The sequence below is a fragment of the uncultured Caballeronia sp. genome (genome assembly GCF_964243625.1).
Classification (GTDB): domain Bacteria; phylum Pseudomonadota; class Gammaproteobacteria; order Burkholderiales; family Burkholderiaceae; genus Caballeronia.
This window is the reverse complement of record NZ_CAXTGZ010000168.1, coordinates 1-10,801: the sequence shown is the minus strand read 5'-3', so window position 1 is coordinate 10,801 and position 10,801 is coordinate 1. Positions and strand designations below refer to the sequence as shown.

Here is a 10,801-nt window from a genome sequence, read left to right as displayed (position 1 = left end):
CGGCGAGGACGGCATCACGAAGGGCATCCGCGTCAAGACGTCGTCGTTCACGCGTCATCACGTGAACGTGTCGATGGTGCGCGCCAAGGCGTCCGGCTGGTATGTGAACTCGATCCTGGCCAATCAGGAAGCCATCACAGACGGTTACGATGAAGCGCTGCTGCTCGACGTCGACGGCTACGTGTCGGAAGGCTCCGGCGAAAACTTCTTCCTGGTGAACAACGGCAAGCTGTACACGCCGGACCTGGCTTCGTGCCTCGACGGCATCACGCGCGACACGGTGATCACGCTCGCACGCGACTTCGGCATTCCGGTGATCGAAAAGCGCATCACCCGCGACGAGGTCTACACCTGCGACGAAGCGTTCTTCACCGGCACGGCCGCCGAAGTCACGCCGATCCGCGAGCTGGACAATCGCACTATCGGCGAAGGCAAGCGCGGTCCGATCACGGAGAAGCTGCAAAGCGCGTTCTTCGATATCGTGAGCGGCAAGAACGAGAAGTACGCGGACTGGTTGTCGACGGTCAAGTAAGGCGGCCAAGCGAATATCTCGGCGGACCGGCGAAAAGCCCGTTCGCCGCGTCCCCAGAATAGAACGTAGAAACGAACCCGAACGAGATTCCTCATGAGCGAACTGAAGGAAATGCCGCTGGTGCAGTTGTCGGCCAAAGACGTGCCGGCGTTCTGCCCAAATCCGAATATGCCGCGCTGGAGCACGCATCCGCGCGTGTTCCTCGATATCTCGCACGGCGAAGCGCGCTGCCCGTATTGCGGCACGCGCTACAAGCTGAAAGACGGCGAAACGATCAAAGGCCATTGAGCGCGCTGCTCGGCCCAAGCCGGTTTCACGAAGCGCTCGGGCAATCCGATCCGCGGCTCCAATCTGGTCGCGGGCTGAATCGCGCTTGCACGCGCGTGCTTTGCTTGATGGCATCCACGGGCAAAACACCGCACATCGACGTCCGGCGCACTGCGCGCGGGACGCCAACCACCCCATTTGCACCGACCCGCCTCGCCAAGACAGCGTGTGCTGCGTCATTTTCGAGATTGGAATTTAATTAGATGCGTCGCGCGTTGGTTATCGCCCCGAACTGGATTGGTGACGCATTGATGGCGCAGCCGCTGTTCTCGCTGCTCAGGAAACTGCACCCACGGATTGTCATCGACGCCGTCGCGCCCGCCTGGGTCGCGCCCGTGCTGGAGCGCATGCCCGAGATCCACGATGTCTACGCCACCGATCTCGCGCACGGCAAGCTGCAGATGCTGCGCCGATGGCAACTCGCGAGCGACCTGCGCGACGTGGGCTACGACGCGGCGTACGTGCTGCCGAACTCGTTCAAGTCGGCGCTGATCCCGTTCATGGCGGGCATCAACCTGCGCGTTGGCTACAAAGGCGAAAGCCGCTACGGCCTGCTCAACGTGCGGCATGCCAATCCGCCGAAAGACCAGCGCCCGCCGATGGTCAGCCAGTACGCCGCACTCGCCTATGCACCGGGCGCAAAGCTGCCGTGGCTGCAGGAAAACGCCACGGTTCCCATGCCCGTGCCACGCCTCGATCTCGACCTGAACGAAGCTGCACGCGTCTCCACGCGCTTCAATCTCGATACCCGCGCGCCGCTCGTCGTGTTCTGCCCCGGCGCCGAGTTCGGTCCGGCCAAACGCTGGCCGCCGGAGCATTTTGCGTCTCTGGCGCAGTTCATCGCGCAGTCGTTCCCGTATGCCCGAATCGTCGCGCTCGGCTCGCCCAAAGACGCGCCGCTCGCGCAGGCGATTGCGGACCGCGCGCCGAACGTGCGCAACCTGTGCGGCCAGACGTCTTTGGGCGAAGCGTGCGCGCTGATCTCGCGTGCGAGCGCCGTGGTCACCAACGATTCCGGCCTGATGCATGTCGCAGCCGCGCTGCGCCGCCCGCTGGTCGCGGTGTTCGGCTCGACCGACCCGCGCCACACGCCGCCCCTCTCCGATCTCGCAAAGGTACAATGGCTGCACCTCGAATGCAGTCCGTGCTTTGCCCGTGAGTGTCCGCTGGGTCACCTGAACTGCCTGCGCGAGCTCGGCGCGGATCAGGTTTTCGGCGATCTGCGCGGCATGCTGATGACGCAACGTAGTTGACTCAAGTAGTTGACGCAACGTAGTTGACGCCTGCGACATGCCAATGCCACCCAAGCGGGGGCATGCTTTTGAAACTTGACCGAACCGTGGCGTTTTTTGTCCGCAAAACACTGGACGCCGTGCATCGAACGTTAGAGACCCACTAGCCATGCCACGTTTTGCCCGCCTCTTCGAAGCCGCCGCCGATACCCTCAACGCCTACTACCAGGCCGTCGCGGAGGGCAATGTCGACAGCGTGATGGCGCTGTGGATCGACGAGGAATTCGCCACGTTCATCTGTGCGGACGGCTCGCACCTGAGCGGCCTGGACAGCATACGCGCGGGTCTTGCAACGCAACTCGAAAACCTGCCGATCACAGTCGAGCCGCTCGATATCCGTGTCTACGACAGTCTCGGCACCGTGGTCTACGCGATCGCCGAAGCGCATCAGTCCACCGAGCCCGGCAGCACGCCCGCCATGGTTTTCAGCACCTACGTGATGGTTCACGAACGTGGGGAATGGCGCATAGCACATATCCACGCGAGTGCGATGCCAGACGAAGCGGCCGGCCAGGTTGCTGCCAAGATGCGTCATGGACAGGGTCCGCTGCACTGAAATGGAATTCGCGGGCGCGGCAAGCTGGAACGCTTTTATCAGTGGCTTGGGGATTGCCGTCCTCGATGTACCGATGCTCCGACCGCACCTCGTTTGATAACGCGCCATGAAACGCGATTCATCTCACCTCATTGCTCCCGGCCCGGCGCGCGCGACGGCATCGGAAACTGACGCGCCCGACTCTGCCCTCGACGCGCTCGTCGATCCAATAATCGATCTGCTGTACCGGGCGCCGCGATGGCTGCCGAGCGCTCACGCCCAAACCATCGTGCCCGCGTTGTTCGCCCGCCGGCCGATGGTCCAGTACAAACGAGAACGATGGACCACGCCGGATGGCGATTTCATCGACCTGGACTGGCTCGACAGTGCTGTAGACACCGCAAGGCCTCAAGCCAAGGCACCGCTTTTCGTGCTGTTCCACGGTCTGGAAGGCAGTTCCGATTCCCATTACGCGCGTGTGCTGATGGCCGAAGCGAAGGCGCGCGGCTGGCATGGCGTCGTGCCGCATTTTCGCAGTTGCAGCGGTTCGATGAACCTCCTGCCACGCTTCTACCATCTCGCCGACAGCGCCGAAGTCGACTGGGTCCTGCGCCGGCTCAAGGCGCAACACAATGGGCCGGTCGTTGCGGCGGGTGTATCGCTGGGAGGCAACGTGTTGTTGCGATGGCTCTGCGAGCAGGAACAGGACGCCACAGCCGTTCTGGACGCCGCCGCCGCCATCTCCGCGCCGCTCGATGTCCACGCGGGCGGCCACGCAATATCGCAGGGATTCGGCATGGTCTACACGCGCAGTTTCCTCAAGACGCTCAAGCGCAAGGCGCTCGCCAAGCTCGAACAATACCCGGGCCTTTTCGACCGCGACGCCATGCTCGCCGCGCGCACCATGCACGCATTCGATAACGCCGTCACTGCACCCCTCCACGGTTTCCGCGATACCGACGACTACTGGACCCGCGCCACCACGCGGCCTTTCTTGCCGCAGATCGCTGCGCCGACGCTTGTCCTCAACGCCCGCAACGATCCGTTCCTGCCGGGGCGCGTGCTGCCATCGGCGACGGAAGTATCGGCCACCGTCACGCTCGATCAACCCATGCACGGCGGCCACGTCGGGTTCATGACCGGGCCGTTTCCGGGGCGTATCGACTGGTTGTCGCAGCGGGTTTTCGGTTATTTGCAGACGCACGTGAAGCAGGCAGCACCAGCATCAGCACCAGCACCCACTACGGATTCCACGCATGGATGAGATCGTCAAGCAGGCGCTGGCCAAATGGCCGAACGTTCCGCATTGCACTGGATGGCTGCTGCTCGACCGGCGCGGCCAGTGGCGCATGCGCGACGACGCCGCGCAAGCCGCGAATCTGCCTGGCGATATCATCCGCCACGACGCGCTCCTCGGCTTCATCAACCGCAATTACGCCGCCGATGACGCCGGCCAGTGGTTCTTCCAGAACGGCCCGCAGCGCGTGTATGTGGAGTTGGGGTACACGCCGTGGATCGTGCGACTGTCCGAGGCGAATGGCGCGCTCAAGCTGACGGATCACGCGGGTGGCGGGTTCGAACCATCCGAAGCGTGGCTGGATGACCAAGGGAACATACTCTTCTCGGATTCGACGCGCGTCGCCGCCTTGCACGATCACGACCTGGATCTGTTTTCATCGAATGCGGAACTCGATGAAAACGGCGGCGTTTTTCACTTCGCGCCGGGCGTCGATCTAACGCTGCAACGCATTGCGCGCAACGATGTGGCGGAACGTTTCGCCTTCGTCACCAGTCCTGCAGCCAGGGCAGCGGCGGCCTAACTGTCGTCCTTCTCCATCTCGCGCTCTTCCTTGTAGCGCGTTTCGAAATCGCGCAGCCGCGCGGATATCGTCGATAAATCGTAGAAACCCGCGTTTTTCAGATCGCGCGCCGCCTGCAATTGCCGGATAGCCGATGGCCACGCGCCGTCGAGCGCCAGCTTCTCCGCCATCGCACGATGCTGCTGCATTGCGTCGTTCGCGCCCGCGCTCGCCTGCGCCAGGTAACGCCACCAGTCAGGCTGATTCGGGTCGTCGCGGGTTTCGCGGCGCGCCAGCGCCTGAGCTTCCGTAAAACGACGCGCGGACAACAACGCCTGCAAATGCGTTTCGATAGCCGCGTGCGATGCAGGCCAGCGCTCCTGGGCGATATCGGCGAGATGGATGGCTTCGTTGTCGTGACCGGCGAGGCGCGCGATATCCGCGGCGAGGACATCGAGGCTCGGCGATCTGCGATCCTGCGGACGTTTTGCGGCGATGGTGCCGAGGTTCACCACGGTGGCTGGCGTTTTTCCAGCGTTCAGCGATGCCAGCGCGGCGCTCGCCGGAGACGCGACATCGATTGATGACGTGGATGGAAGCGGGTTGCTGACGTGGGCAACCATCGGCGCCTTCTGTTCCGCCGAAGCCGGACGGTCCTCCTGCGCGGGCTCGGCATCGAACACTTTGCGCGCCTCGGCGAGCGATGCGTTCGCGGCATCGTAATCGCGCTGCAGCGTCTGCGCGAGCGCGATCCCATACCAGTTAGCGGCCACGTTCAGCGCAGTCTGATCCTCGATTTCCGAGCGCAGCCGGGTGGCGACATCGCGATATTCACTCGTCGAATTCGCCTGCAGCACGCGGGCACGCGCCCTGACAAAACCGTATTCCGGCTCCTGCCGCGGCTGACGATACGGCACCCGGCGCGCACGGTCTTCCATGTCGGCCATGCGCTCGCCCGTCAGCGGATGCGTTCGCAGATACGGCGGCACGCCGTTATCGCCCATCGCGGTCCGGTCGAGCCGCGCGAAAAACGAGACCATTGCGTACGGATCGTAGCCGGCCGCGCTCAGCATCTGGAAGCCGACGCGGTCCGCCTCGTGCTCCGCCGAGCGCGAGAACCGCAACTGGTTATCAAGCGCGAACGCCTGGCCGCCCATCGCGATGCCCATCCCCAGGTCGCCGCTGTGCGCCACCACGCCCGCGAGCACGCCGAACAGCATGGCCGCGAGCGCCGCATAACCACTGCGCTCGCTCGAACCGATCATCCGTGCGATATGCCGTTGCAGCACGTGTCCCATCTCGTGCCCGATCACCGATGCCAGTTCCGACTCCGTCTGGCTCGTCGCAATCAATCCGGTATTCACACCGATAAAACCGCCGGGCATCGAGAACGCGTTGATCTGCGGATCGCGCACGGGAAAGAGATCGAAGTCCGGCAGATAACCGCCGATGTACTGCGTCGCCGCAGCCGCCGACAAACGCGCCGCCACCGAGTTGAGGTAATCGCGGATGAGCCAGTCATCGAGGTAATCGGGGTCGCGCCGCAGATCGCGCATCAGGCGCTCGCCGAGACGGCGCTCGGCTTGAGGGGTGAGCGCGCCGCCGGAACCATCGCCGAGATCGGGGAGCTGGAGCGCGTTCATGGATGCCTGCAGTCCCGCTTTTTCGCCCGGACGGTTGGCGAAGCGCGCCGCGGCGCCGCCGTAGAGGCCGAAGACGTTGGCATCGATGGTAGCGGTCGGCGTGGTCAGTGCGTCGCCGGACGGCGGTGCGGATGCCGATGCTGATGCCAACGCCGATGCCGTTGGCGCCGCTGTCTGCGCGAACGCGCCGGGAGGCAGGCCCACGGTCAGGCACAACACGGCGGCGATCAGGCGGTTTGGACGCATGGCAAACTTGCTATACGGTTGGCCGGGGCGGCGGTCACGATCGGCTGGAAAAGCTTATCGTAGCAGCGTGAGCGCGCACGGACCACCCGCCTGGATCGCCGCACGCCGCTGGTATGATGAGCGCCCGATGCAAGGAGAATTCATGTCCGGACTTACACATTTCGATGCTTCTGGCGAAGCGCACATGGTCGATGTCGGCGACAAAAGCGAAACCCGGCGCATTGCCGTTGCACGCGGTTCCATCGCGATGCTGCCCGCCACGCTCGCGCTGATCCGCGACGGCAAGGCAAAGAAAGGCGACGTGCTGGGTGTCGCGCAAATCGCCGCGATCCAGGGCGCGAAGCGCACGTCGGATCTGATTCCGCTATGCCATCCGCTGGCGCTGACGCGCGTGGCGGTGGATTTTTCCATCGATGAGACATTGCCCGGCGTGCATTGCGAAGTGCGGGTCGAGACGGTTGGAAGAACCGGCGTGGAGATGGAAGCGCTGACGGCCGTGCAGATCGGTTTGCTGACGGTTTATGACATGTGCAAGGCGGTAGATCGCGGGATGACGATCACCGACGTTCGCGTCATGGAGAAGCACGGGGGGAAGTCGGGGGATTGGGTGGCGACACCTTAATCGGACAGAGATACATATACAGCCTCGCTACTGACTCGAAGGAAACTTCCTATGCTTGATCTCACGCGTTCCGGTGGGGCCAGGCAAAGAATTCGCCCGGACATTCACGGTTTATTCTGAAGACGCCTGAGTAAGAGCTTCCTGAACCAGGGTTTTAAGGACTTCGGTTCTAGCTTCAGTCATTTGCACTTGGCAGTTAATGCGCTCAATTTCAAAAGTCGCAGCGCCAGACGCGCCGGTATCCAATGCCTTTAACTTACATCCGTTTTCTCGTTGAGCAAGCCAAAGGCGTTGCTCAGGAAGTAGAGTCTGCCTCCACTCTCTACTGCCCGTATTCCATACAACATTCAACGCGTTGTTCGCCGCCTTGATATCAGCCCGCGCTTTTCGTAAAGCCGCATCGGTTTGAGCAATCTGCGCTTGATCGATCTCCGTCTGCCGCTGGTTTTCCTTTAACGCTTGCGATTGATCCTGCTGGATACGTTCCGCCTTCTGTGACTCTAGCGCATTCTTCAACATAGACTGTCCGACTAGCGCCGAAACGAAGATCACGGCAGCGTTTTGGTCATTCAAGCTCCCATAGACCTTTTGCCCGTCGTCAGTCCGTTGGACGCTATAGTCGAGTGACGATTTCACTGTATCGGCGTCAAAGTCCACCCCAGATTGCAATGCCTGTTGGTGAGAGTCGTTAAGCGACAGCATGCTTCGAACGGCATCTGCGTTGTTGATGATCTCAGTGGGAACGTTTAGCCTGAGCGTTGCGGAACAAAATTTCTTAGTGCTGTTTGGATCTGTCTTCGTCGTCAGCACGTCCTCTATATGGATAGAGACGTTTCCGGAGTTCGCCCGTATCAGTGCACTATCCACATTGGTAGCGGTGCCCGTTGCTTGAGCAGCAAGATTTGCTGTAACGTGCTTGTTTATCTCGTCCCGCAGAATAGATGTAATCACCGACTTCGAGCTTTCGCCATTACAGGCAATTTCTTGTTTAGGTAGACATGCCGCTGAGGTCGAATTTTCGCCGTTACAAGAGATTTCTGATTTTTTTGAACATGCGGTGAGCGCAAGAACAACCACAAGCGGTACAAGCCTTTTCATTTCTTTCTCAGCTCTAAGTTGAGTCCAATTAGCTGGAAGTCTTATGATTTTCATAAGCACCCCTAGCAGACGGACGACACCTTGCACCACGGGTTTCTATGCGTCAACGCCGAGCGAGAAATCAGCACACATTTTGACGTTTCTAATATACAGAACCGCCGTTTGCTTCGAGGCATCGAATGCATCGCCAATGCGACGCAGGTGAGCACCATCACAATTACGCCGGAATAGGTTTTTAGTCGTTCCTCAACGCAGAAAAAACACGCTTGACAGCGTCTTTATCTTCGCCAAAATGCGCTTCTCTATGATGAGAAGGACATAGGCATACGACGTTCTCGATTGTGTCGAAGCCACCTTCTGCCAACGGTTGAATGTGATGGACCTCGCAATACGGCTTGTGATTCCTGCCGATAAAATTGGAATGGGTGCAACCCGGAACTTCACACTCAAAATTCGCCCTTGTCTTTGCTATCGCTATAACCCACGGATTCCGTTCGAATACCGTGCGTTTTGCAGCGCGCGCAGATGGACGGGCATCATCGGTTATAAGCTCTTTCTGCGTCTCATATTTCAAGATGAGGTCTTCATACGATCGATTACTTAGCGCGTCCGCTTGTCGATCGATTGCCTCTTCCAACGCCATGGCATCTGGTGCCAAGACTTTAGCCGACTGCGTCGTTTCCCACAATCTAGCGAACTCGGCTCGAACAGCGGCTTCGTTCAGTACTTGCGTCTCGGAATCAAAAAACTCTTCCCACACCTTTCGATCTGTGAGGCCAGCGCCATCCATGCCCTTGCGAGGATCACGTGGATCAATGCTTCGAAAGTTCATGACCTTGTTATAAACGCCCGTCACGGCACGGCCGGTTATGAGCGAAACCGTAGCTACTGGCGAGCCAGGAAGCTTCGAAATAGGGATTTGCAACGTCTCAACATAGGCCCACAGACCAGCAAGTGACTCACTCCGGCTCCAGTGCTGACCCACGCGTGCCCACATCTGTGCCAATCGAGCTGCTTCCTTGCCTGGCAAATCCAAATAACCATCAGCCACTTGAACAAGCGCGGGAATGCTCGACAATATCGGATCGTCGTCCAACCATTGATTTAGGATTTGCTCACGCTTATCGCTGATCTTGATGATTGTCAGCCAAACTCGGGGAGCGTCGATCTGCTCCTCGTCTTCGTCGGGCCAGAATTCAGAACCTATTGCACCGGACGCCATTGACCGAATGGGAGAGCTAATTACTGCCTCCGCAAAAATGCCACTTTTTGATTCGTTATCGGCGCCTGCTATCCAGATGTAGACGCGATCGCCTACGCTGGTTTGTTCCAAATGAGGGGGAACGGGCCAAGACAAAACGCTTGGCCGCGTTGCTCGGAATTGTTCTAAGTCGAACTGCTTAAAAGCTACTTGAAAGATCCAATTCCGCATTTTGCTTATTACGCCCCAAAATTATTGCCGTGAGCGTAACGGCAATTTGAGACTGCGGAAATCTCGACCGAGAGAAAGATCGCTTAAGTAATTGGACTAACGTGGCTGCGAGAGGAGAGGTTCGGACTTTCCGCATACTCAGGTCGTCCAGACCACCGTACGAAAAACGCGCTTCTCAATCATCCCCATCATCGTCGTCACTATCATCGGTTGCCGGAGATGCCGGCAGACCATACAACTTCACCAGCTCCGCCTTGAATCCGGCGAGCGGCTTGCCCTGCTCATCGACTGATTTGAATACCGATGCCAGTTGTGTCGGCCAGTCGTGCAACTCGGTCGCGAAAATCTTCAGCCTCGCCATGGTATCGAGCGCGTCCTGATCCTCGCCGGCCAGCGCTTGCAGCACGGCGTATCGGCGCAAGACGGTTTCGCCGGGCAACAACGCGATCGCCTGATGGTGCATATCGAGCTTACTGGCAAGATCCTGACCATTCATGGGCAACAGCGTCGCCGCACCATATTCACCCCACGCGCGGAACAGGATAGACGGATCCGCCGCGTACTGCTCCGCCGGCCGGGCGCCGTAATACAGCACCTCGGCGCGGTTGTAATCGCGCAGGACCGGATAAAGCGAAAGCAGCCCGAGCACGACCAGCGCCGCATAAAGCCCGTAAGAAAACGAACGCGATACCAAACGCAAAGGCCGCGTCTCCAGCAAGCCAAAGATCAGCATGGCGGGCATCAGATAAAACATGTACTGCTGCGGATATTCGACGAGCGCGTGCATCATCAGAACACCCAGCAACGTGAGCCCAAAAATCCGCGCCGGCGTATGCGGCGCGCGCAGCACGCGCACGAGCCAGCCAATGACGCCGAACAGCACGATCGCCAAGCCGAGCAGGCCGGTTTTTGCGAGCAAATCGATGAAGATATCGTGCGAATTATTCGCGATCTCCACGCCGCCAAGTTCGCGCACGAACTCGAACTGGTGCAGCGGGAATTCGCCCCAGCCCACACCGAGAAGCGGATGCGTCAGGAACATCGTCCAGCCGTATTTCCACAGCGCAAGTCGGGGAGCGATCTGGTTCGCATCCTGCATGCGCTCCGCTGCCGACTGCCCCAGGTCGAGTTGATAACGCACATTTGCCCAGCGGATCGCGCCGTTCACCGCGAAGAACAGCACGAGCAAGACGACGGGGATCAACCAAGCGCGCGCCTTGCTGCGGGAAGCACCACTCGCAGGCGCGTCGGGATCATCGGCGGCGGTCGAGCGGC

At 60.1% G+C, this 10,801-nt stretch carries 11 protein-coding genes; 7 read left to right on the top strand and 4 right to left on the bottom strand.

Annotated features, from left to right (window positions below; translation table 11 throughout):
• The 6 genes from ilvE to ACFFAR_RS13725 form a co-directional block, all read left to right on the top strand.
• On the top strand, positions 1-532 hold a 532-nt coding region (ilvE, locus tag ACFFAR_RS13750; protein WP_375508010.1), incomplete at its 5' end, for a branched-chain-amino-acid transaminase.
• A gap of 93 nt (positions 533-625) precedes the next feature.
• A complete protein-coding gene (locus ACFFAR_RS13745; protein ID WP_047895834.1) occupies positions 626-820 on the top strand; it encodes a zinc-finger domain-containing protein in 195 nt (64 codons plus the stop codon).
• 242 nt (positions 821-1,062) lie between these two features.
• Positions 1,063-2,112 carry a lipopolysaccharide heptosyltransferase II gene (waaF, locus tag ACFFAR_RS13740; RefSeq protein WP_061998628.1) on the top strand — a complete coding sequence of 350 codons (1,050 nt, stop codon included), beginning with the start codon at positions 1,063-1,065 and terminating at the stop codon, positions 2,110-2,112.
• Positions 2,113-2,260: 148 nt separating this feature from the next.
• Positions 2,261-2,707, top strand: coding sequence for a nuclear transport factor 2 family protein (locus ACFFAR_RS13735; RefSeq protein WP_061998627.1), 447 nt, complete (start codon positions 2,261-2,263; stop codon positions 2,705-2,707).
• 106 nt (positions 2,708-2,813) lie between these two features.
• Positions 2,814-3,950: a hydrolase gene (locus ACFFAR_RS13730; protein WP_174362757.1), complete on the top strand. Its 1,137-nt coding sequence runs from the start codon at positions 2,814-2,816 to the stop codon at positions 3,948-3,950.
• The gene (locus tag ACFFAR_RS13725; RefSeq protein ID WP_174362758.1) at positions 3,943-4,506 is read left to right on the top strand and encodes a DUF2946 family protein; all 564 of its coding nucleotides are present in this window, start codon (positions 3,943-3,945) and stop codon (positions 4,504-4,506) included. The genes ACFFAR_RS13730 and ACFFAR_RS13725 overlap by 8 nt, the downstream gene beginning before the upstream one ends.
• Here the strand turns inward: ACFFAR_RS13725 and ACFFAR_RS13720 are convergent.
• On the bottom strand, positions 4,503-6,374 hold the full coding sequence (locus ACFFAR_RS13720) for a M48 family metalloprotease (RefSeq protein ID WP_174362759.1): 1,872 nt from the start codon (positions 6,372-6,374) through the stop codon (positions 4,503-4,505). The two genes, ACFFAR_RS13725 and ACFFAR_RS13720, sit on opposite strands and share 4 nt — an antisense overlap.
• Before the next feature lie 142 nt (positions 6,375-6,516).
• Here ACFFAR_RS13720 and moaC point away from each other — a divergent pair, with 142 nt between their 5' ends.
• Positions 6,517-6,996: a cyclic pyranopterin monophosphate synthase MoaC gene (gene moaC / locus ACFFAR_RS13715; RefSeq protein ID WP_174362760.1), complete on the top strand. Its 480-nt coding sequence runs from the start codon at positions 6,517-6,519 to the stop codon at positions 6,994-6,996.
• Between the two features lie 111 nt (positions 6,997-7,107).
• Here moaC and ACFFAR_RS13710 read toward each other — a convergent pair whose 3' ends face one another.
• From ACFFAR_RS13710 to ACFFAR_RS13700, 3 genes are all read right to left on the bottom strand, one after another.
• Positions 7,108-8,094 carry a lysozyme inhibitor LprI family protein gene (locus ACFFAR_RS13710; RefSeq protein ID WP_174362761.1) on the bottom strand — a complete coding sequence of 329 codons (987 nt, stop codon included), beginning with the start codon at positions 8,092-8,094 and terminating at the stop codon, positions 7,108-7,110.
• 235 nt (positions 8,095-8,329) lie between these two features.
• Positions 8,330-9,427, bottom strand: coding sequence for an HNH endonuclease (locus ACFFAR_RS13705; RefSeq protein ID WP_174362762.1), 1,098 nt, complete (start codon positions 9,425-9,427; stop codon positions 8,330-8,332).
• 274 nt (positions 9,428-9,701) lie between these two features.
• Positions 9,702-10,801 (bottom strand): Wzy polymerase domain-containing protein (locus ACFFAR_RS13700; RefSeq protein ID WP_174362763.1); only part of this gene is annotated, 1,100 nt, incomplete at its 5' end.

What these genes read in the sequence shown, in the direction of transcription:
- ACFFAR_RS13735 (WP_061998627.1), top strand. Translation starts at nt 2,261, where the DNA reads ATGCCACGTTTTGCCCGCCTCTTCGAAGCCGCCGCCGATACCCTCAAC.
- waaF (WP_061998628.1), top strand. Translation starts at nt 1,063, where the DNA reads ATGCGTCGCGCGTTGGTTATCGCCCCGAACTGGATTGGTGACGCATTG.
- moaC (WP_174362760.1), top strand. Translation starts at nt 6,517, where the DNA reads ATGTCCGGACTTACACATTTCGATGCTTCTGGCGAAGCGCACATGGTC.
- ACFFAR_RS13710 (WP_174362761.1), bottom strand. Translation starts at nt 8,094, where the DNA reads ATGAAAAGGCTTGTACCGCTTGTGGTTGTTCTTGCGCTCACCGCATGT.
- ACFFAR_RS13745 (WP_047895834.1), top strand. Translation starts at nt 626, where the DNA reads ATGAGCGAACTGAAGGAAATGCCGCTGGTGCAGTTGTCGGCCAAAGAC.
- ACFFAR_RS13730 (WP_174362757.1), top strand. Translation starts at nt 2,814, where the DNA reads ATGAAACGCGATTCATCTCACCTCATTGCTCCCGGCCCGGCGCGCGCG.
- ACFFAR_RS13720 (WP_174362759.1), bottom strand. Translation starts at nt 6,374, where the DNA reads ATGCGTCCAAACCGCCTGATCGCCGCCGTGTTGTGCCTGACCGTGGGC.
- ACFFAR_RS13725 (WP_174362758.1), top strand. Translation starts at nt 3,943, where the DNA reads ATGGATGAGATCGTCAAGCAGGCGCTGGCCAAATGGCCGAACGTTCCG.